The organism is Vibrio algivorus, assembly GCF_030161215.1.
Lineage (GTDB): Bacteria > Pseudomonadota > Gammaproteobacteria > Enterobacterales > Vibrionaceae > Vibrio > Vibrio algivorus.
This window is the reverse complement of the sequence record NZ_BSPV01000020.1, coordinates 54,858-76,992: the sequence shown is the minus strand read 5'-3', so window position 1 is coordinate 76,992 and position 22,135 is coordinate 54,858. Positions and strand designations below refer to the sequence as shown.

General features: G+C 40.7%; 24 protein-coding genes and 1 tRNA gene. 14 read left to right on the top strand and 11 right to left on the bottom strand.

Annotated elements, in window-relative coordinates; all coding sequences use genetic code 11:
* Nucleotides 1–248 precede the first annotated feature (248 nt).
* From QQJ93_RS16410 to QQJ93_RS16400, 3 genes are all read left to right on the top strand, one after another.
* Nucleotides 249–812 (top strand): sigma-70 family RNA polymerase sigma factor, encoded by a 564-nt coding sequence (locus QQJ93_RS16410; protein ID WP_089122576.1) that lies wholly within the window; start codon nt 249–251, stop codon nt 810–812.
* The gene (locus tag QQJ93_RS16405; RefSeq protein WP_089122575.1) at nt 805–1,524 is read left to right on the top strand and encodes a DUF3379 family protein; all 720 of its coding nucleotides are present in this window, start codon (nt 805–807) and stop codon (nt 1,522–1,524) included. The genes QQJ93_RS16410 and QQJ93_RS16405 overlap by 8 nt, the downstream gene beginning before the upstream one ends.
* A gap of 378 nt (nt 1,525–1,902) precedes the next feature.
* Complete coding sequence (locus QQJ93_RS16400; RefSeq protein WP_089122574.1) at nt 1,903–3,204, top strand: outer membrane protein transport protein; 1,302 nt, start codon at nt 1,903–1,905, stop codon at nt 3,202–3,204.
* An 86-nt stretch (nt 3,205–3,290) separates the two neighbouring features.
* Here QQJ93_RS16400 and QQJ93_RS16395 read toward each other — a convergent pair whose 3' ends face one another.
* The 10 genes from QQJ93_RS16395 to ccmA form a co-directional block, all read right to left on the bottom strand.
* Nucleotides 3,291–4,037: an MlaA family lipoprotein gene (locus QQJ93_RS16395; RefSeq protein ID WP_089123559.1), complete on the bottom strand. Its 747-nt coding sequence runs from the start codon at nt 4,035–4,037 to the stop codon at nt 3,291–3,293.
* A 241-nt stretch (nt 4,038–4,278) separates the two neighbouring features.
* On the bottom strand, nt 4,279–5,511 hold the full coding sequence (gene ccmI / locus QQJ93_RS16390; RefSeq protein ID WP_089122573.1) for a c-type cytochrome biogenesis protein CcmI: 1,233 nt from the start codon (nt 5,509–5,511) through the stop codon (nt 4,279–4,281).
* Nucleotides 5,508–6,005 carry a cytochrome c-type biogenesis protein gene (locus QQJ93_RS16385; RefSeq protein WP_162497284.1) on the bottom strand — a complete coding sequence of 166 codons (498 nt, stop codon included), beginning with the start codon at nt 6,003–6,005 and terminating at the stop codon, nt 5,508–5,510. The genes ccmI and QQJ93_RS16385 overlap by 4 nt, the downstream gene beginning before the upstream one ends.
* A complete protein-coding gene (locus QQJ93_RS16380) occupies nt 6,005–6,589 on the bottom strand; it encodes a DsbE family thiol:disulfide interchange protein (protein ID WP_089122571.1) in 585 nt (194 codons plus the stop codon). Before QQJ93_RS16380 ends, QQJ93_RS16385 begins: the two co-directional genes overlap by 1 nt.
* A 2-nt stretch (nt 6,590–6,591) precedes the next feature.
* A complete protein-coding gene (locus QQJ93_RS16375; RefSeq protein WP_089122570.1) occupies nt 6,592–8,568 on the bottom strand; it encodes a heme lyase CcmF/NrfE family subunit in 1,977 nt (658 codons plus the stop codon).
* A gap of 5 nt (nt 8,569–8,573) precedes the next feature.
* On the bottom strand, nt 8,574–9,059 hold the full coding sequence (gene ccmE / locus QQJ93_RS16370; protein WP_089122569.1) for a cytochrome c maturation protein CcmE: 486 nt from the start codon (nt 9,057–9,059) through the stop codon (nt 8,574–8,576).
* Nucleotides 9,056–9,262, bottom strand: a complete 207-nt coding sequence (ccmD, locus tag QQJ93_RS16365; protein ID WP_089122568.1) for a heme exporter protein CcmD — start codon at nt 9,260–9,262, stop codon at nt 9,056–9,058. Before ccmD ends, ccmE begins: the two co-directional genes overlap by 4 nt.
* Entirely contained in the window at nt 9,263–10,033 is a 771-nt protein-coding gene (locus QQJ93_RS16360; protein WP_089122567.1) for a heme ABC transporter permease, read from the bottom strand.
* Between the two features lie 118 nt (nt 10,034–10,151).
* Nucleotides 10,152–10,820: a heme exporter protein CcmB gene (gene ccmB / locus QQJ93_RS16355; RefSeq protein ID WP_089122566.1), complete on the bottom strand. Its 669-nt coding sequence runs from the start codon at nt 10,818–10,820 to the stop codon at nt 10,152–10,154.
* 3 nt (nt 10,821–10,823) lie between these two features.
* On the bottom strand, nt 10,824–11,444 hold the full coding sequence (ccmA, locus tag QQJ93_RS16350; RefSeq protein WP_089122565.1) for a cytochrome c biogenesis heme-transporting ATPase CcmA: 621 nt from the start codon (nt 11,442–11,444) through the stop codon (nt 10,824–10,826).
* Between the two features lie 350 nt (nt 11,445–11,794).
* On the opposite strand from ccmA, the gene QQJ93_RS16345 reads away from it, so the two are divergent.
* From QQJ93_RS16345 to QQJ93_RS16300, 10 genes are read left to right on the top strand one after another with little or no spacing between them, the layout of a single operon-like run.
* A complete protein-coding gene (locus QQJ93_RS16345; RefSeq protein WP_222104091.1) occupies nt 11,795–12,433 on the top strand; it encodes a sigma-70 family RNA polymerase sigma factor in 639 nt (212 codons plus the stop codon).
* Nucleotides 12,430–13,101: a ChrR family anti-sigma-E factor gene (locus tag QQJ93_RS16340; RefSeq protein ID WP_089122564.1), complete on the top strand. Its 672-nt coding sequence runs from the start codon at nt 12,430–12,432 to the stop codon at nt 13,099–13,101. Before QQJ93_RS16345 ends, QQJ93_RS16340 begins: the two co-directional genes overlap by 4 nt.
* 40 nt (nt 13,102–13,141) lie before the next feature.
* The gene (locus QQJ93_RS16335) at nt 13,142–14,092 is read left to right on the top strand and encodes a YbgA family protein (protein WP_089122563.1); all 951 of its coding nucleotides are present in this window, start codon (nt 13,142–13,144) and stop codon (nt 14,090–14,092) included.
* A gap of 49 nt (nt 14,093–14,141) precedes the next feature.
* Nucleotides 14,142–15,524, top strand: coding sequence for a deoxyribodipyrimidine photo-lyase (gene phrB / locus QQJ93_RS16330; protein WP_089122562.1), 1,383 nt, complete (start codon nt 14,142–14,144; stop codon nt 15,522–15,524).
* A 17-nt stretch (nt 15,525–15,541) separates the two neighbouring features.
* A complete protein-coding gene (locus QQJ93_RS16325) occupies nt 15,542–15,976 on the top strand; it encodes a nuclear transport factor 2 family protein (RefSeq protein WP_284186121.1) in 435 nt (144 codons plus the stop codon).
* Entirely contained in the window at nt 15,973–16,704 is a 732-nt protein-coding gene (locus QQJ93_RS16320; RefSeq protein ID WP_089122561.1) for an SDR family NAD(P)-dependent oxidoreductase, read from the top strand. The genes QQJ93_RS16325 and QQJ93_RS16320 overlap by 4 nt, the downstream gene beginning before the upstream one ends.
* Complete coding sequence (locus QQJ93_RS16315) at nt 16,704–17,957, top strand: NAD(P)/FAD-dependent oxidoreductase (RefSeq protein WP_089122560.1); 1,254 nt, start codon at nt 16,704–16,706, stop codon at nt 17,955–17,957. The genes QQJ93_RS16320 and QQJ93_RS16315 overlap by 1 nt, the downstream gene beginning before the upstream one ends.
* The gene (locus QQJ93_RS16310) at nt 17,954–18,796 is read left to right on the top strand and encodes a DUF1365 domain-containing protein (RefSeq protein WP_089122559.1); all 843 of its coding nucleotides are present in this window, start codon (nt 17,954–17,956) and stop codon (nt 18,794–18,796) included. Before QQJ93_RS16315 ends, QQJ93_RS16310 begins: the two co-directional genes overlap by 4 nt.
* Before the next feature lie 16 nt (nt 18,797–18,812).
* Nucleotides 18,813–20,078, top strand: a complete 1,266-nt coding sequence (locus QQJ93_RS16305) for a class I SAM-dependent methyltransferase (RefSeq protein ID WP_431313600.1) — start codon at nt 18,813–18,815, stop codon at nt 20,076–20,078.
* Nucleotides 20,056–20,556, top strand: a complete 501-nt coding sequence (locus tag QQJ93_RS16300) for a DUF2878 domain-containing protein (protein WP_089122557.1) — start codon at nt 20,056–20,058, stop codon at nt 20,554–20,556. Before QQJ93_RS16305 ends, QQJ93_RS16300 begins: the two co-directional genes overlap by 23 nt.
* Before the next feature lie 38 nt (nt 20,557–20,594).
* Here QQJ93_RS16300 and QQJ93_RS16295 read toward each other — a convergent pair whose 3' ends face one another.
* On the bottom strand, nt 20,595–21,863 hold the full coding sequence (locus QQJ93_RS16295; RefSeq protein WP_089122556.1) for a DUF2254 domain-containing protein: 1,269 nt from the start codon (nt 21,861–21,863) through the stop codon (nt 20,595–20,597).
* A gap of 190 nt (nt 21,864–22,053) precedes the next feature.
* On the opposite strand from QQJ93_RS16295, the gene QQJ93_RS16290 reads away from it, so the two are divergent.
* Nucleotides 22,054–22,130 (top strand) — tRNA-Arg (locus tag QQJ93_RS16290).
* Nucleotides 22,131–22,135 lie beyond the last annotated feature (5 nt).

Here is a 22,135-nt window from a genome sequence, read left to right as displayed (position 1 = left end):
TAAAGAAAAATCACGTGGTCAGACCTCTGATTGTATACAAAGCTTTTTAAACATCAAACTAAAGAGGTCAGTTTACTAAAGTACAAATAAAAACTTGTGACATAAACAATCAAATACAGAATTAACAGTAAAACAACGCCACACATTCAGAAACACCACAAATGATCAGCAATTTTTACCTTTTCCTCTTCCTTTCTACAGCAAAAGCAAACACACTAATCATAATAAAGGCAATTTTAAGGATTTAGATGGCCATTTCTAAAATATTTGGAAAGAAAAAAGACCATAGCACGGTCAATAAGGATATGAATAAACAAAAACGTTATGAGTCCCTAGTTAGGGCGTACCATCGCGATTTATATCGTTATGCGTATTGGTTATGTAAAGACCAGCATATTGCCGAAGATCTGGTGCAAGAAACTTGTCTGCGTGCTTGGAAAGCCATCGATAGCCTAAAAGATGAGAAAGCTGCAAAGCCATGGTTGATTACTATTTTACGGCGTGAAAATGCTCGGCGATTTGAACGTAAACAATTCGATTTAGTCGATATTGATGAGCCAGGTAATAGTGGTAAAACAGATGATAATGAGCATCATCAGCAAAAATGGTTACAGAAACAAATCATGAATCTAGATATTGAATATCGAGAACCATTATTCTTGCAAGTGGTTGGAGGGTTCACTGGTGATGAAATTAGCCAAATCCTTGATCTCAATAAAAACACCGTGATGACTCGTTTATTCCGTGCTCGCAATCAAATCAAAGAGCAACTTGATGCAACTTCACCATCTCAGGGGGCCATACATGGATGATTTAGAATTTAGACGCCGTTTACTCTCTGATCCGAATGATAAGAGTGATGATATTTTGGCTGAACTTCGTACTAATCCACAGAATAAAAATTATGTCGAAAGCCTGCAAGAACTAGATAAAAAAATCGAACAAGCATTCAAAGTCGAAGTGCCTGATGACTTGGCAGATAAAATTATTTTCCAAAATGCTTCTATCAAGCCTACATTGCATCTAACCAGCAAAGCTTGGGCTTTAGCAGCTTCGATTATCTTTACTTTCGGTTTATTAATTGGCCAAGTCAATTGGGGTAACTTACTCATCAAACCCGCCTATGCTCAGCTCGATAAAATGGCTATCAATCATATTCTTGATGAAGAACCATTTATTGCCAATATGAATGAAGGAAGTACTAAACAAGAGATACAATCAAAACTCAATGTATATTCTTATCAGCTTAATGGTGATTTTCCATATCATATCTATTACTTGAATCATTGTGGTTTTAGCCAAGAGCACCATGCTCTACATATGGTATTTCAAGGTAAACAAGGCCGTGTTACTGCATTTGTTTCAAACATTGAAGCTAAGCAAACCAGTCAGTTTACGCAAGATAATATGCAAGGTGAAATCATACCGCTTACCCAAGGTAGCTTAATACTGGTTGGCGAAAAAGGTGAAGATATTGCCGCTTTATCGCAAAAAATTGCGCCGATGTTTCACTTTAACCAATAAAATTTAATAAAAAGCCACCATCGAGAATATAGTAACTACTGTCTCATTAAGTTGATAAGTAGTTACTATTACTTAAAAATGAACCAATCCATTAAAATCAAACACTTACCATACCCACACCATTTAGACCAATTCATACAGTAAATACCACCCCACAAGAAACCACGCAGCAGCAAATAAAAACACCAAAACCATTAACATTGAATTCACGTAAATTAACCGAAATTAGCATCACATTCCCTACTTTTAGCAGATTTTAATCAATGGTCGGATATGTTAAACACTTTGTTACTCCCATAATGCGCCTCCTTTATAAGATCCATCCCATTTTCAAACGCAACACGAAAATAAAACAAACCATAAAGTAGGTATTATCCAATGAAAAAGTTGAATGTGTTCACCACATCCACTCTTGCAAGCGCTTTATTAATCGCATCGCCATCTGTTTTTGCTGCAGGTTTTCAAATTGCAGCTCAGTCTGCAACAGGTGTGGGACGCGCATACGCTGGTGACGGTATCATTGCCGATAATGCCTCTGTAATGGCAATTAACCCGGCTGCCATGGCGTTATTTGATAAAACTTCTTTCACTATGGGCGCAACGGCAATTAAACCCAAAATCTCAGTGAGTGATGGTACTTACAATAGTAGCCTTAATGGCTCAAGCAATATGCCTGTTAGCTATGATGACGCAGGTAACCTCGCAGTCGCACCTAACATGTTTTTAGTTGTACCTCTCGATGATAAATGGGCCGTAGGTGCTGGTTTATATTCTAACTTTGGTACGGAATCTGAATTTGATTCTTCATTCCCAGGTGAATATGGTGGTACATCGAGTATAATCAGTGCTGAATTAGCACTAGCGGCTTCTTATCGCGTCAATGACCAATGGAGTTTTGGTGCAGGCTTAGACATTATCTATGGTCATGGAGAGTTTAAACGAAGCTTAGCCGTTGATGGTAATACCGATATCACAATTGATGTACCAGGAGTACCTTCAGGATTAGACCCTAGTTTTCCAGTAAATGTAAATAGAACTATTAATGCTGTAGACGTAGATGCATCTGGTGCAGGCCTTGGTTGGAACATTGGTACCACGTACGAGCTCAACGAAAATAACCGTTGGGGTATTTCTTACCACGCTAGTCCTGAAATTCATGCTAAAGGAAAAATTGATGGCCCAGCTGGGATCACTCTTGCCGATGAAATCGTGGTGCCTTTACCTGGTTTTGCACAGATCTCTGGTTACAATCGCTTTGAAGGCACTAAGTTTGCCATCAGCTACACGGTTCAATGGACAGACTGGAGCAAGTTTGATGAATTAGCGACTGCTGGACCTGATATCTCACTACAAAAATTTGAGTGGAAAGATACTTGGAGCTATACGATTGGCGGTACTTACTACTTAAATGATAAATGGACACTACGCACTGGTTATATGTTTGACCAAGGTGCTCAAGATGAAATCACTACCATTGCAGTTCCGGATTCAAACCGTAACTGGTTATCTGCTGGTTTCTCTTATGCGCCAACTAAAGACTCAAGCATCGACTTTGGCTTCACTTATCTATTAGGCGTTGATGTTGATGCCCATGAAGAGCACGAAGGGATTTCAAGTATTGATGCCGTAACACATACTGATGCCATCATCACAGGTGTTCAATACAACAAAACATTCTAATTTAAACTCTAAAGCTCAAGCCTTACTGCAATTATGTAGTAAGGCTTTTTGTTTAATTACTATTTAATTTCTTATGTAAATCACCCTTAGTAATCATGCCCTAAGTACTCTTCTAAAAGATCTTCATCTAAAGCTGGCTCTGGCTGTTTACTGATTTCCGCTTTAAAGTCTTGATGCTGTATGTAAATACTTTTACTTAATTTATAAGGATCTGGAGAATTACGTAGCAATCCTTCTTGGCTTATTAGTTCATAGCGTGACTCTAATCCTTGAAATGCCCACTTGCCAGCCTTTTGCCAGAAGGTTAGCCAGTTTAAAGGGATGTACAAGCCATCGATAGTATCAGCAGCATCGCGCACTGTGACAGGGCCGTAAGCTGGCAACATTAGATAGGCTCCATTACCAACTCCATAATGCCCTACTACATCACCAAACTCTCGACTAGTACTGGATATATTAGCCATCGATGCAACATCAATGAAACCGAGCAAACCAATCGTACTGTTGATCCAAAAACGGCTAAAATTCTCCACCGCTTGGTCACCATTGCCCATCAGTAAGTTATTCACTGCATTCGCCGGCTCATCAAGGTTGTTTAAAAAATTATTCAGTCCAGTATGGATTGGCCAGGGTGTCCATTCCATGTAGACAATAGACAACGGCCGAACAACATAAGGATCGAGCACCTCAAAGTTAAAATCCCACATCAAACGGTTGAAACCTTCAAAGAAGTCACCATCATCATGATCTGTGGTCGATTTCTCCGAGGAAGTAACCGTATTATTTGGAGTGGTAGAGGCTTGTTTTTCAGGCGTAGAGCTACAGCCTAGCATCAGAGTTGATGAGAGGAAGATAAGCGAAAATGAATAATTGTTTTTTATATCACCCAAGCCGCTACATCCTATGTTAGCTTAAAAAATTATTAACTTATCCCCAAATCAGAAACCTCAACAAAACTGCTGCTTCAAGTATAAAGGGTATAAAAAAAAGGCAACGTAATTCAATACATTGCCTTTCTATAATTAAAGAAGAATATGCAATAACGTTAATTGTATTGCATCTTAATGTTAATTATCAATATTTCTTCTCAATTGAAATTACCGCATCATCACCAAGATGAATTGGCAAACTTTCACCATGCCAATCACCTTCACGAGTAGCGACATTACCATCACTATCAATACGAGCTTTCACCATGATGTCAGACAAGCTTGATAACTTACGGCTTTCAATCATGCTGTTACTATCATCTAAAACTACGGTCACAGGGAATTGTGAGATTGGGTAACGTGCTGCCGCAACCGGCATAGGTGCACCATCCGCAGTATGTACAGAGACAATCAACACACCTGATTCTGGTAATTTCACTTCTGGTGATAAAGAGACCGTGACCTTAACCGGTGTGCCTTGGTAGGTTTTTTGCTCTGGATGATTCGTTGCATCTAACTCACGCTGAGCCGTTTTAATACTACGAGAAAGCATGTCGTAGCGGTCATCATCTTTTCCGATCTTATCTTGAAGCGCTTTCCAGTAGTCGATAGCTTTGGCGTAATCACCACTTTCATAGGCACTAAACGCCAATAATGAATAGACACGCAGGTCGACATCAGGCTGTTTTATTAATTGCGCTAAAATCGAATCGGCTTTTTGTAAATCAACTTGATCCGATGAGAACATTAACGCTTGAGCTAGGCTTAATTGCACATCTTGATTATTCGGCATCAAATTATCGGCTTTAGTCAATGCACCTATCGCGGTTTCAATATCACGATTCGCCAAGCCAATACGACCGAGTAATACCCAGCCCGTCGCATCGTCTGCATTATATTGCAAGCGAGAACGTAGCGCTAAAGTCAGATCCGTCATCTCCTGCTCAGTTAATTCAACACCTTGAGGGTTCATCAATTTTTGAGATAAGACAGGTAAGTTATTTTCAACTTGTTTCCAATGGGCAACCTTACTATGCGCACCATATAAGGCATACACCCCATAAGAAGCGATCGCCATAAAGATCACTAAAGGTATTGCCATCCACTTCACTGCAGCAGAATCTGTCTTTTGCTGTTCAGCAACCGGAATATCATCTAATAAAGACTGTTTTAAATCTAAAACCAGATCATCTTTATTACCGACAATACCGGCCTGGTCTTCAGACTCTAATTCTGCTAAACGATCACGAAAAAACGCTTTATTTAAATCATCACGTTGTTCCGCTTCATCAACCTCTTTAGGCTTTAATAGTGGGTATAAAACAAACACGCAAGAGATGGCGAGTAAGATAATTGTTCCAATCCAAAATGCTATCATGAATCACTGCCCTTCTTGTCGTTTGAATCAGATTCTTCTAAAAGCTCTTTTAAACGTTGCTCTTGTGCTTTATCCAATGATGTTGAATTTTTCACTTGAGCAGCGGCTGATTTTCGTCGGCTACGTATCACAATAAAACCGAATCCAAAGATCACTATGCCTAATGGCGCAAGCCACAAAACTGCCGTTGATGGAGTTAATGGTGGATTGTAGGTTACGAAATTACCGTAGCGTGCCACCATGTAATCAACGATCTCTTGCTTAGACTGACCGTCTTTTGTCATTTGATAAACTTTCAAACGCAGATCTTTTGCCAATTCCGCATTGGAATCTGAAATGGAGTTATTTTGACACTTAGGACAACGAAGCGTATGGCTTAACTCTTGAAACTGTGCTTCTTGCTCTGGTGTATCAAAATCAAACACTTCAATCGCAGACATCGCTGGTACGGCAAATAACATGCATAGCAGCATTAATAGTGAAGATTTTTTCATCATTGGGCACGCTCCATCGGAATTGGCTGCAATGGTGTTTTTTGACCTTCTAGTTTGTTATACAAAGGCAATAAGGTTTCGTTCCAGTTTTCAACATTCACATCACCCACGTGGCGATATTGAATATGGCCATTGGCATCAATCAGGAAGGTTTCTGGTGCACCGTAAACTCCAAGATCTAATCCAAACATCCCACTACCATCGAATAGCACGACTTGATATGGGTTACCAAGATCCCTCAACCATTTTTTAGCTTTTTCACGGTCATCTTTGTAATTCAAACCAACAATTTTTACGCCTTGCTCTGAAAGCTTATTTAAAAACTGATGCTCAGCATAACAAGTTGGACACCAAGTCGCCCACACGTTAAGTAGCAAAGGTTGTCCTTGAAATAAGCTTTGATCATAGGTTTTATTTTCTTGGAATAAATCTTCTAACTTAAATTCAGGTACTGTTTTACCAACCAATACTGATTCTAATTTGGTTGGATCATCACCATCAGCATTACGAGTGAGCTGCGTGGCAAACACCACAACCAAGATGGCAAATAATGCCAAAGGTGCAAACAAGATTTTACGGTTCATGGTTACGCCTCCTTCTCGGCTGATTCCGTTGATTTAGCAACTTTTTTACGGAATCGATAACGTTTGTCACTGATCGCTAACGCACCACCAATCGACATCAAAATAGCACCAAACCAAATCCAGCGAATAAACGGTTTATAGTAGATTCGAACTGCCCATGCATCCGTTCCTTCTAAACGCTCACCCATTGCAACATACAAGTCACGAGTGAAACCGCGGTCAATTGCTGCTTCAGTCATCATTGAACGAGCCGTATGATAGAAACGTTTTTCAGCATGCAGTTCGTTTACATAGTTACCATCTTCACTGATGATGAAATCGGCAATAAAACCTTCATAGTTCGGGCCGTCATGGTCACGTACACCAGCAAAATCAAACTGATAACCATGAATTTCAAACTTATCTCCAGGTGCTAAACGGACATCACGTTCAATGCTGTAGTTTTGTACCATCGCAATACCAATGATCGTGACAGCAAGTCCAATATGACCCAGCATCATCGCCCAATGGCTACGTTGCAACTTAGTTAAACCTTTAAAGAAGGTATGACGGTGTGTCGCACGTTGGTGTAATTCAAAGCCGTGCATCGTAAAGATCCAAATCGCCATGAACCAACCCAGTGTAGCAAGCGGCATAAATTGCTTAGACGAAATTAATGCAATCGCCGTTGCGCCAACCACTGAGACTACCAGTGACACAAGCATCGGTACTTTCACTTCCGATAAATTATCACGCTTCCAACGTACCATTGGACCAATACCAAGGATCAAGGTAAATGGCACAATTAACCAAGTGAATAAAGTATTAAAGAATGGCGCACCAATCGACACTGACCCCATACCAATTTGCTTATGCACTAGAGGTAACAAGGTACCAATTAATACGACGACTAAAGCGGCAATCAACAAAATATTGTTGGATAACAAGGCGTTTTCACGTGAGATAAGTGAGTAGTTACCACGCACACGCACTGACGCGCCTTTGAGTGCAAACAGCAATAGTGAGCCACCAATAACTAACGCAAGGAAAGCGAGAATAAACATACCGCGAGCAGGGTCCGATGCGAATGAATGCACCGAAACCAAGATGCCAGAACGGACCAAGAAAGTCCCCAACAAGCTCAACGAGAACGCACTGATCGCCAGTAATACTGTCCAAGCTTTAAAGGTGCCGCGTTTTTCGGTTACCGCCAATGAGTGCATCAAAGCCGTACCCGCTAGCCAAGGCATGAAAGAGGCGTTTTCCACTGGATCCCAGAACCACCAGCCGCCCCAGCCTAATTCGTAGTATGCCCACCATGAGCCTAGTGCGATACCAATAGTCAAAAATACCCATGCCGCAGTTGTCCAAGGACGAGACCAACGGGCCCAAGCGGTATCTAAACGACCAGTCATTAATGATGCAATAGCAAATGAGAATGCGACCGAGAAACCAACATAACCCATGTACAACATTGGTGGGTGAATAATTAAACCCGGATCTTGTAATAGTGGGTTTAAATCACGACCATCAATCGGGAAGTAAGGCAAGGTACGTAAGAATGGGTTCGATGTCAGAATGATAAATAGCAAGAAACCAATTGAAATCATCCCCATCACAGCTAATACGCGAGATACCGATTCTTGCGGCATTCCGCGACTAAACGTTGCTACTGCAACTGTCCAGATAGCTTGAATAAGTACCCAAAGTAACAAAGAGCCTTCGTGTGCGCCCCATACCGCGGTTAAGCGATAATACCAAGGCAGTAAACTGTTCGAGTTACTTGCCACATACTGCAAAGTAAAGTCATTACTGTAAAATGCCCAAAGCAGCGTCCCAAATGAAAACGCTAGTGTCAAAAACATCCCCCAAGACAGAGGACGTGCCATGCCCATTAAAGTGCGATTATTAACACTCGCACCATACATAGGCAATGCACTTAATAAAATAGAAAACCCTAATGCAAGAATTAAGGCAAAATGTCCAAGTTCAGCAATCATTGCACTTATTCCTGATTTTTCATGGTGTGGGTTTCATAGTCATAATCAGCATTATGGCCTTTATTCATGGCATCTTCGATTTCGGAAGGCATGTAGTTTTCATCATGTTTAGCCAATACTTCAAATGCTTCAATAGTTCTTTCATCAACCAGTGTACCTTGAGCAACGATGCCCTGACCTTCACGGAATAAATCCGGCAGAATACCTTCATAAGTCACAGTAACTGTAGGACCAATATCTTTTAGATCAAAGCTCACTTTCAACGAATCTGGATCACGCTTAACCGATCCTTCAACCACCATACCACCGATACGTAAACGCTCTCCGACATGAGGCATAGTGCCATCTGGTTTGCCATTGACTAACTCAGATGGCGTATAAAATAAATTCATATTCTGATTAAGCGCATACATGGTTAAACCAACCGTACCTGCTACACCAATCAGAATAGCCAAAATGATTGCGAGTCTTTTTTTGCGTCTAGGTGTCATAGTGTGTTTTCCATCTTTTTCGCCGCTTGACGACGTTCTTCACGGTCAATTTTTTGTTGAATTTCTTTCAATAAAGCTTTGCCATCTGAAACACTTTTCCAGTACACAACCAACATACTAAAAAATGTAATTCCAAAAGAAGCCCAAACATAAGCGGCATACCCACCCATGTTTAAAAAATCACTAAATGAGTCAAAGTACATTTATTTCACCTCTGCTGATTTTGAGCCTTTGGCTGCATTTTGTTTTACCAATTGCAAAACCCAAGGGCGGTGACTTTCACGGCGAATTATTTCAGTACGGAAACGAACCATAGTGACCGCACCGAAGAAGAAGGCAAAACCAAAAATATTACACAGTAAAGGCCATAGCATGTCTGGAGCAATAGAAGGCTTACCAATCTTGGTTATGGTGGCACCTTGATGTAAGGTATTCCACCACTCTACTGAATAGTGGATGATAGGAATATTGACTACCCCAACAATTGCCAAAATACCGGCAGCTTTTGCTGCGGTTTTTTGATCATCAAAAGCGTGATAAAGTGCAATTACACCTAGGTAGAGAAACAATAAAATTAGTTCAGAAGTTAAGCGAGCATCCCACACCCACCAAGCGCCCCACATTGGTTTCCCCCAAACCGCACCAGTAATGAGAGCAATAAAAGTATAAACCGCACCTATTGGTGCCATCGCAGAAGCCGCCATATTCGACAACTTAAGCTGCCAAACTAAGCCAATAAATGCGGCAATTGCCATTGACATATAAATGCCCATCGACCAGATAGCAGAAGGTACATGAATATAAATAATGCGAAAGCTATCGCCCTGTTGGTAATCGGCAGGCGCAAAAGCAAGCCCCCAAATGGTACCTACTAGCAATAACCCAAATGCCAAGACAGAAAACCAAGGCAATAACGTTCCGCATAGCTGATAGGTTCTTTCAGCTTTTGCGTATGGATGTAACCATTTCCACATTTTGCTTCTCACTTTGTTTTGTAGGCTATGTTTGCTCTACTTTATAATTTTTAACTTAAATCATATTCGCTTGCCGTTGATCCACCACAAGCACCATTTATCATTAATGGATTTATTATTAATTCACACTGATGCGTAACGATGCGCTAATCGCAAATGGAGTCAAAGTTGCTGCGCCAAGTAACATTGCCCCCAGAATCGCTAGTTGACCTGAATAACCAAAACCACTTGTCGCGGCTTCAATTGCAGAAGTGGCAAAAATAAGAACCGGAATGTATAAAGGTAAAACCAGCAAGCTTAACAGTACACCACCTTTTTGTAGCCCCACCGTTAGCCCAACACCAATCGCACCAATAAAACTTAAGGTCGGCGTACCAAGTAGTAAGGTAACCACCACAGCCAACCAAGTCTGAAAATCTAGCGATAACAGGACCGCGAGTAACGGACTAATTAAAATTAAAGGCAACCCGGTTAACAACCAATGAGCAATCACTTTAGAGATCACCACTAATGGCAAAGGAATTGGCAATAGCATTAATTGCTCTAATGCCCCATCATTAAAATCATCTCGAAATAAGCGCTCTAAAGATAACAGAGCCGAAAGCAATGCTGCTACCCAAATGATGCCAGCTGCAATACGTGCTAACAAATTCGGCTCTGGACCTATACTTAAAGGAAAAAGCGTAATAACAATAATAAAGAACCACAGAGGGTTAAATACATCGGCTTGACGACGATAAGCAATTAATAACTCGCGACGAATAATGGCCAGCATACTTGAGATCATTATTTACTCTCCCAACCGAATGGTTTTAAGTTGATCCATTTCGGCAAACATATCTTGGTGAGTGGTAAACAGTACCATCCCTCCCTTCTGCGTATGCTCCATAAACAAAGCTTCAATCACTTTAATGCCTTGCTTATCGATGGCAGTCAATGGCTCATCTAAAATCCAAAGTGGGTGACGGCTTAACCATAAACGTGCTAGTGCTACACGTCGTTGTTGCCCTGCCGATAACTTACCCGCTGGAATATCTTCTTTACCTGCCAAGCCAACTTTGGCCAACGCCATCCAAATGTCATCTTCTGTGACGTCTGTTGAGCCATTTAGTTTCTGATAAAATGAAAGATTCTCAAATGCAGTCAGTTCTTTTTTGACACCAGTTTGATGTCCGATAAATAATAAATCTTGATGAAAGGCATCGCGGTCTTTACGAGTTTCAACGCCTTTCCAAATAATTCTTCCGGCTTCACTATCACCTAAACCAGTAATAATTCGCAGCATCGTGGTTTTGCCCGAACCATTACGACCCTCAACCTGGACGAGATCACCAGCTGACACAGAAAAGCTTATTGACTCAAATAATTCTCTGTCATCACGAATCGCTGTTAAATCACGCACTTCCAGCATATATCTTCATCTATAGTTAAAGTTAAGGGGGCGCTTATGTTACCACAGGAAAACACTCTCGGAAGAGTTAACATGTAAAGCATCTAACGAATGTTCAGGTAATCACAAAAATAACCAAAATACGGCTTATTCTGTGAATAAAAACACAACGTCAGGTATAAATCCCTTATCGATAATAACGGACTGACATATCATACCCATAACCCTAAAGAGGTATAGTGGTTATCAACTGAGGTTTTAATGATTTGAGTCAAAGTTGGCTATATACCCAATCATAAAAAAATAAAAGTGATCCCATTATTAATCACACACGTAATACAGGTATCAATTGTTATTAGGTATTTGTCATTATGTATCCAGTCATTCAACAGCTAGGTGTTCAAAAACACGCTGGCAAGAAGATAACAATGAGAGCGGAAATCAACGACCATAATGAAGTGACACCACCGCTAGAGCAGTGGTTATGTGATATTGCCAATCAAAGAGACAAGCAGGCTTTTCAACGTCTGTTTATTTGGTTTGCGCCTAAAATACAGCGTTTTGGCATCAAACAATTCAATAACCCTGAAACGGCTAAAGAATTATTACAAGACACCATGACGAATGTGTGGCGTAAAGCTCATTTATTCGACATGGAAAAAGGCGCTGCCACCACTTGGGTATACACCATAATGCGTAACACTTCTTTCGACATGCTCCGTAAAATGCGCACTCACAAAGAAGATCAACTAAGTGATGATATTTGGCCACTCGTTGAAGCAGAAACAACCGAAACCCTCAGTTTTGATGACCACTTAATGAGTAAGAAAATTGAGCGATACCTTAGTCGACTTTCTCATGATCAACGCCAATTGATTGAAGGCATATACTTCAAGGATCTATCACAAGAGCAACTCGCTACCCAGTTTAATATTCCTTTAGGCACTGTGAAATCACGTTTAAGACTGGCAATCGCTAAATTGAAACATCTTATGGGAGAAAATTCATGAGACACCATCCAACACATGAATTAATGACCGTTTTCGCAAGTGGTGAGCTACCAGCATCATTGAGCATCGCCGTCGCAGCCCATCTTGAATTATGTCATGACTGTCAAACCCTTGCCGATCGCATTACTCAACAAGCTGCTCAGCAGGAATTCACTACACCGTCATCGACACCTTCTCAGCAAGATCATGAAGATGATTTCGCTGATATGATCGCGCAAATCACTCAAGATGATGCTCTATTAGATACCTTGTTTGATACCACCGAAACAGCAGAACAGACTATAGAATTTAAAGGCCAGCACTACACCTTGCCAAGAGCACTACAATCTCTGGTACTACAAAAACCGCAAAAGCTCGGCAAACTGACTCGTTCTCGAATTGACTTACAGGAAGGTAGTCTTAAAACCAGCTTATTACATATTGAACCCGGTGGTAGTGTTCCTATGCATACCCATAGAGGGTTTGAACTAACATTATTACTTGATGGTGAATTTGAAGATGAAATGGGTAAGTATCAAAAAGGTGATTTTATTTGGCTAACCGGAGAACATGAGCATACTCCAACGACCACAACCGGGTGCTTATGCTTCACGGTATCAAATGATGCGTTGCAATTTACTCAAGGGATTTCAAAGCTACTGAACCCTATCGGGCAATTTATTTATTAACCTCCGTTGATTTTACTAGGCAGCAAGGAGTAGCCATAGCATGAAACAACCAGAACAAAAGCCGCAAATTGGAATTAGTGCCTGTGTCGCCGGAGAGCAAGTGCGCTTTGATAAAGGACACAAGCGTTCTGATTTTTGTATGAGTCAACTCGCTCCTTTTGTTAACTACCAAACTTTTTGCCCAGAAGTAGCGATTGGCTTGCCAATCCCCCGCCCCACCATTCGTCAGGTTCAACTAGGTGACGAAATACATGTCAGCCGTCCTGATGGAGATGGCGATGTCACACAAGACTTAATCAAGTACGGTCAAACAGTGGCCAGTAAAATCGATCACCTTAGTGGATTTATTTTTTGTCAAAAAAGCCCGAGTTGTGGCATGGAAAGAGTAAAAGTTTATCAAGAAGACGGTAAAGGCAGTACCGCCTCTGGCATAGGCTTATTCGCCAAACAAATCATGACGCTTAATCCGAATCTACCTTGTGAAGAAAACGGTCGTTTAATGGATCCGGCACTACGGGAGAACTTTATGATTCGTGTGTTTACCTATCGCCATTGGCAAGATTTATTAGCCTCTGGGTTAACTAAACACAAACTAATTGAGTTTCATAGCGAACGTAAATATTTGCTAATGAGTCACCATCTCATTAGCTATAAAGAAACCGGCCGCCTACTTGCCCGTGCTGATCTCACACTAGAAGAAATGGCACAACAATATATTACGTTATTAATGTCGGGGTTAAAGCATGTGGCAACGCATAAAAGCCACACCAATACGCTGCAACACCTGCAAGGCTACTTCAAAAAAGTCCTAACAAAACAGCAAAAAAGCGAGCTATCCACTCATATTAATGACTTCCGTGCCGGGTTAGTTCCCTTATTGGTGCCACTCACTTTGATTAATCATTATCTAAAAGAATTTCCTCAACAATATTTAGCGGCTCAAGTGTATTTATCACCCTACCCACAAGAGCTTAAATTGCGCTACATCTGAAATTGTTGTTTTTCTTTATATAAAAAATTTATCAGCAAAAAGGTAAACCATGAATCTTGTTTGGTTTCGCAATGATCTGAGAGTCGACGATAACCCAGCCCTATACCACGCTATAAAAGCGGGTAAGCCATTTCACGCTTTGTTTATTTCCACGCCTTTACAATGGCAACAGCATGATATGGCACCAATAAAAATTGATTTGATTGAAAGACATATCAACTTACTGTCACAGCAACTAGGTTTGCATGGCATTCATTTTAAACACATTGAAGCCAGTGACTTTGCCGAGCAAGCACAAGCGCTCATCGCATATTGTCAGCAGCAACGTATTGAAAATATTTTTGCTAATCAAGAAGTTGAACTTAATGAACAACAGCGTGACCAAGTTTTATTAGATCATGGCTTATCCTTAACGCTGTTTGAATCTGACGTGATTGTCTCTAAAGGCGCTGTTCTCAATGGTCAGAACGAAATGTACAAAGTATTTACGCCATTTAAAAAAGCGTGGGCAAGTTCATTAGCAAGAACCCATGCCGCTCCTTTACAAGTTTCCTTGCCATCATTAAAACCTGTTAGCAACCCTGTCATTACGTTTAACATTACTAAGCAAGATTCTACCAAGTGGCCTTTGGCGAATACCGTATTGCAGCAAGTGCTTCCGAATTTTCTAACCACTAAATACCAAGACTACCATCAAGACCGAGACTACCCGGCGATAAAAGGAACTTCTGGTTTATCTCCCTACTTAGCGATTGGTGCAATCAGTGCAAAACGCGTGTTTGCTGAACTCTCTCACCATTACCCCAATGCTTTAGAAGTGATTTCACAGCCGCAAGGGAGTTGGCTCAACGAATTGGCGTGGCGTGATTTTTATCGTCATTTGTTGCATCACTTTCCAAAGCTAAACAAGCATCATAATTTCAATGACAAATACGACCATTTACCTTGGCCCAATGCTCCTGAATTATTAGCCGCCTGGCAACAAGCCAAAACCGGTTATCCGATAGTCGATGCCGCAATGAGACAGTTAGTACAAACCGGTTGGATGCATAATCGCTTAAGAATGATTGTCGCAAGCTTTCTCACCAAACATTGCCTCGTAGATTGGCGACTAGGTGAAACGTTTTTTATGCAACACTTAATTGATGGCGATCTCAGTGCCAACAATGGTGGTTGGCAATGGGCCGCGGGCACAGGTTGTGATGCGCAACCTTACTTTCGAATATTTAATCCGATCACGCAAAGTGAAAAATATGATCCAGATGGCAGCTTCATCCGTAAGTACTTACCAGAGCTGGAGAATGTACCCTTAAAACATTTGCATTTTCCGCACACTTACTTAAAGCAACACAGTATGGATACTTATTGGCCAGCGATTGTCGACCACCCCACCGCAAGACAGCAGGCGCTAAGTTTCTATAAAGCAGGATAGCAATAAGGAGACACCACATGATGCAGGCTTCGGAACGGATTTCCAGCTTTATCGAGACTTACCAAAAACTCAATAAAGACAATTTGCAGTTATTAGCGGATATCTATGATCCATCAATCCAATTTCAAGATCCGCTACACCAAATTAGTGGCCTAGATAGCCTACATCACTACTTTGAAAAACTGTATGCCAACGTTATCCACTGCCATTTTGATATTCACGATTCTTTTTGCCAAGACCAACAAGCTGCCATTTATTGGACTATGCATTTACAGCACCCTAAGCTCAAATCTGGCCAATTGATTCTGGTTGATGGGCACTCTCACCTTATCTTTGATGAGCAAAAAATTACACACCACCGAGATTACTTCGATATTGGCAGCATGCTTTATGAACAACTTCCCATCATTGGTACAGGCATTAAATACATAAAGCAGAGGGCAACCTCATGAATAATCAACCAAGCATTTTAATCACTGGTGCATCATCTGGTATCGGGCGTGCTTTAGCGCTGCATTACGCAAGTGCAGGTTATCAAGTATGGGCAGGAGGGCGTAGTATCGAAAAGCTACAGCAACTTTGCGAACTGCACCCAAATATTCTGCCACTACTGTGTGACATCACCAATTTTAATGCGGTTAAAGCGAGCGTCAGTCAATTACCTGCATTAGATATATTGCTACTCAATGCGGGCACTTGTGAATATATCGATGATGCCAAGCATTTTGATGGCGCACTTTTTGAAAGGGTTATCACTGCCAATGTCATCGCAATTGGTTATTGCTTAGAGGCTTGGCTTCCATTAGTTAAGCAAAGTGGCAACTTAGCGATAACCAGCTCCAGTGCTTCTTTTTTACCTCTGCCTAGAGCAGAAGCTTATGGTGCATCCAAAGCTGCTGCGACGTATCTAGCTCGAACTTTAAGCATTGATCTAAAAAAAGACAATATTCATGTCAGTGTGATCCATCCTGGCTTTGTAAAAACGCCGCTCACAGATAAAAATGATTTCTCAATGCCATTTTTAACTACCCCAGAAAAGGCGGCTGACATCATTTTCAAAGGTATTAATAACAATAAAAACGAAATTCATTTTCCTAGAGTATTCACTTGGTTACTCAAGGCCCTTTCTTTATTACCTTTCTTTTTATGGCAAAAAATAGCATCAAGGATGACTTCATAATGAAGAATATTGCGATCATTGGCTCCGGTATTTCAGGTTTAACCTCAGCATATCTTTTAAGCCGAGAGCATAACGTCACCGTTTTTGAAAAAAATAATTATATCGGTGGGCATACAGCAACCAAAGACATAGAAGTCGATGGTAAATGCTATGCCATTGATACTGGTTTTATTGTCTATAACGAACGCACTTACCCAAATTTTATTAAGTTATTAAATCAATTGGGTATTACTGAACAAAAAACCGAAATGAGCTTTAGCGTGATGAACCCTAGTGCTAACTTGGAATATAACGGCAGTACTATCAATACGTTATTTGCTCAACGTTCAAACCTATTCAAACCAAGCTTCTGGCGTTTAATCTTAGAAATTCTACGCTTCAATAAACTATGTAAAGCTTTATATGAACGAGATGATATCGATGTCGAATTAACTCTAGGTGACTTTCTCAAGCAACATAAATTTAATCAGGCATTTAGCCAAAACTACATTCTACCGATGGGTGCAGCTATCTGGTCAAGCAGCTTAGTAGAAATGACTCAATTTCAGCTCAAGTTTTTTGTGCGATTTTTCTATAACCACGGACTACTTGATATTCAAAACCGTCCGCAGTGGTTTGTTATCCCTGGTGGCTCAAAGCAATATATTTATCCACTTATTCAATCATTCGAAAACAATATCGAATTGAATAGCCAAATAAAGTCGGTCTCTCGAACCGATTCAGGTGTCACTTTACTGTTTGAAGATGGTCACTCTAAGCAGTTCGATGAAGTGGTATTTGCTTGTCATTCCGATCAAGCTTTACATTTATTAAGTGACTCTAATGCACAAGAACAAGAAATCCTATCTAGCATGCCCTACCGAGATAACCAAGTCGTGCTACATACCGACACCAATCTATTACCGAAACGTCGCTTGGCATGGGCAAGTTGGAATTATCATTTAGATTCAAACCAAAACCGCCCAGCTTGTGTCACCTATAACATGAACATACTACAAGGACTAGAATCGGACACCACGTTTTGCGTGACCCTCAACAACACGGACCGAATTGATACCAACAAAATCCTTCAGACTTTTAACTACTCGCATCCTATTTTTAATCAAAACAGTCTGGCCGCTCAACAACGTCGCTTAGAAATATGTGGTAAAAACAATACGCATTTTGCCGGTGCTTATTGGCATAACGGTTTTCATGAAGATGGTGTTCGCAGTGCAGTAGAAGTCGCTCAACGCTTTGGTATTTCATTATGACGACCACAGCGCAACCTTTCGATTTTCAACATGGTATCTACAAAGGCAAGGTGCGGCATCGTCGTTTTTCTCCGGTTCTACATAGCTTTAACTACCCGATTACTATGCTGGGCATTAATGTTGCCGAACTCGATAGCTTGAATGATCAACATTGGGCATTTGGCACTCAATGGTACAAACCGGTTCGCTTTGCGCAAAAAGATTACATTAAAAGTGAACCAGGTGAATTGCTGCAACGTATTAAAAGCAAAGTCGCTAATTTAGGTGGCGAGTGGGACGGTGAAAATGCAGTAATGCTGGCCCAATGTCGCTGTTTTGGTGTGTATTTTAGCCCGGTTAATTTCTACTTTTGTTTTGAAAAATCAGGGAATTGCAAGTACATGTTAGCTGAGGTAAGCAATACCCCATGGAACCAACGACACTATTATTTAGTAGACATGTACTTGGTGAATACCGAAAACGAGAAAATGACTGATAAAGCATTTCATGTGTCACCTTTTATGCAAATGAATATGCAATATAAATGGCGAGTAAATCCACCAGAAGACAAAGCCTTTGTTCATATCGAAAACCATGACAAAGACCAACAGAGTAAAAAAATATTTGATGCCACGGTGGCGCTTAGCAAGCTTGATATGAAAGGTAAACTGGACATGAAAGCCAGTCAATCAAAAACTAGGCAACTAAGAACTAGGCAATCAAACACAAGCCAACCTGCCAGCAAGCTAGATTGGCTAACACTACCTTTTATGAACTTTAAAGTTTTACAAGGTATTTATTGGCAAGCACTAAAGCTATTTAGCAAAAAAGTCCCATTTGTGCCTTATAGAAAAACATAACAACGGAGTGTTGATGATGGAACAAACTCAATCCCTACAAAACAATAAAAGTAAAAGTGGTTGGTTCGGCAATCAATGTCGTCACTTAGTGTTTAGCCTACTCAACAAAATGGATGATGCTTATATTGAAATCGATGAAGGTAGCCAAGCGACTTTCGTGGGAAATCCTAACGCACAATTAAAAGGTCACATCACCATTCACGATAACAACGTTTTCCGTGACATCATCAAAGGCGGGAGTATTGCCGCCGCAGAAGCCTATATCGCACAACGCTGGAGCACACCTGATCTCACTTCTTTGATTCGTATTTTTGCACGTCATCAGGTTCAACTTGATCAACTTGAAAAGAAAACCAGTTGGATTTATACCTTTAAAAACCTCTTAACGAATCGATTAAACGCCAACACAGTGTCGGGCTCTAAAAAGAACATTTTGGCACACTATGATTTAGGCAATGAACTCTACACTCGATTCCTTGATGATCGCATGATGTATTCATGTGCTCTCTACAACCAACCCAGTGATACTTTAGCTGAAGCGCAAACCAATAAGCTCCAAGCCATTTGCGATAAACTTGATTTACAACCAAGCGATCAACTGCTGGAAATAGGCACTGGCTGGGGTGGTCTGGCGATTTATGCTGCTCAACACTACGGTTGCCATGTCACCACCACCACCATTTCTGAAGAGCAATTTGTTTATGCTCAACAACAAGTTAAACAACTTGGACTTGAAGATAAAGTCACTCTACTTAAGCAAGATTACCGCCACCTAGAAGGTCAATACGATAAACTGGTTTCAATTGAGATGATTGAAGCGGTTGGACATCAATTCTTACCGACCTTTTTTAAGCAATGTAATGACCTATTAAAACCAAGCGGTAAATTATTGATACAAGCAATCACGATTGCCGATCAACGTTATGAACAGTATCGAAAAAGCACCGATTTTATTCAAAAATACATCTTCCCTGGAGGTTGCTTACCTTCATTAAATGTCATAAATCAGCAAGTTGCACAATCCACCGATATGATGATCGATAACATTGAAGATATCGGCCTGCACTACGCTAGAACACTTGTCGACTGGCGCAGCAATTTTGAACGCAATTGGCATAGTATTCAACCGTTTGGCTATGATGAGCAATTCAAACGCTTATGGCATTATTACTTCTGTTATTGTGAAGGGGCATTTATGGAAAGAGTGATCAGCACCCACCATATTGTGATGCGTAAACCTGGCTACTTAAGTAAACAAGATGCATCGATTCTCAATTATTAATTTCATAATATTCCAATCCTGTTGGGCGTTAGCGGCTTCGTTTCCTGCTAGCGCTCCTTTTTTTATGATTGGACTATTAGGTGTACATTTTGCCCTAACACCAACGCGCAAAGCTGATGGTTTTTTATTGATAGCAGCACTCGCTGGTATTTTGGTTGATCAATTCATGGTGTGGATTGGCATATTAGAAGTAGATCAACCGTGGATTCCAATCTGGTTAATACTACTGTGGGGCCACTTTATCTTATGTCTTAATCACAGTTTATTATGGTTAAGCAAATTAGCTTGGTATTGGGTGGCATTTTTAGGTGAAGTATTCGGAACCTTGAGTTATTGGAGTGGCCTGAAACTTGGTGTGTTTAACACTGAACTTAGTCAGCCATCCTTTATTCTTAGTTATGCGATTGCTTGGACAATTTTATTACCCATTTTAAGTTACTGGGCGAAAATAACTCGAGAGCGATATATACTTAAGTGACCTCAAGATGCAGAACTGACTTAGGTATATCTAATCGATTAATCTCGCCCAAGCATGCTAGCATTTCTAACCAATTGTAGATCTTCATCTAATGATAACGCTAATTGGCTGCGCTTTAATGAAAGCGTAGCATGACGTTTCGCTGCGGCTTTCATTTTATCATCTCCCACCATACACAACGCTGTTAAGGCTTTTTGCAAATGAATTCCCACTTCGACACAGCTTGCGCCATCACGAGCAATAGAAGTAAAAGCATCATCAAACATATCCTCTATATTGACTTCTGGCACTTGCACTCGGTCATAATATGATTGCTGTTCATCCTCTTCCGGAACGGGTTCACTCCAACACACAAACAATCTCACTAGACTGCCTATTACTTTAATCGCCGAACCCGGGTCATTGACCGCTGGCGATAATGCTTTACCTGCAATTTCAGATAGCACGATAAAACCAAAGCGCGGATCATCATCAAACAAACGGTCTGCCCCTATTTGATAAGCAGCTAATACACTTTTGTAATCAAACTCTTGCTCTGATTTCTCAGAGATCACTTTAGCAATCACCGTACCTGGCGCGACAAATTTACCGGGTAATACGGATAGCACCACCACGGCATCATTATCTTCAGCCCAATGGTGCAAACGACTAATATCAATATGTTGAATGTAACCAACCGATGTTGCTACCACCGCTTCTCCTTGCTCAGTATCCACACAAGGTGCACCTGAACGATTGGGAGCATTACGCAAACGAATTAATGACTGCATTGCCACACTCTCGACCCGATCAACTGTGTTCCCCACTCGACCAAGTCTAGCTAAGCGATCAACCCAACGAATAAACGTCAAAATAACTAACGCAAAAACTAAGCTGGTTAAAATAAACAATACAAATAAACCGGCGATGTCAAAAACATCATTTTTTATCGCAGTCAGGGCTACAATGCTAAAAATAAATGAACCAATAAACCGTGATAAAGCGTTTTTAGACACATCATCAGACACCACAACACTAAAAGCGCGTGGCGTGGCAGAAGTACTCGCAGAAGTATAAGCGGCTATCATCGAACCAACAGAAAAAGTAGCAATCATCAACATGCTCGACGACATAATCTCAAGCAAGGCCACAATAGAATCTAGGCTAATCGGTGGGACAAATAAGCCAGCATTATAATGATCAGCAAACTTAGCAATAAAGACTGCACATATGGAACAGAAACACATCCATAATGGCTTCACCCACAATTTATCTTTAAGACGATTATATAAAAAACGCAGGTGATCTCGAGAATAGCTAGCCGCCATAAATTACCCTTAACTCATTATTGGTACGAATTAATTAAAGAATTAAGCAGAAAATTAAGCAATTAAAATTCATCAAGAATTGAACTTGTGAGCAAAAAAACAACGCTTGTGCAGAATTCAGCTGAGGAAAGCTATCTGAGTATTGGATTATCTATTTAAAATCCGTATTATTCTGAAGGTTAGTCTTTTGGTCCCCATAGCTCAGCTGGATAGAGCGTCCCCCTCCTAAGGGGAAGGCCGTAGGTTCGACTCCTACTGGGGACGCCATTAGG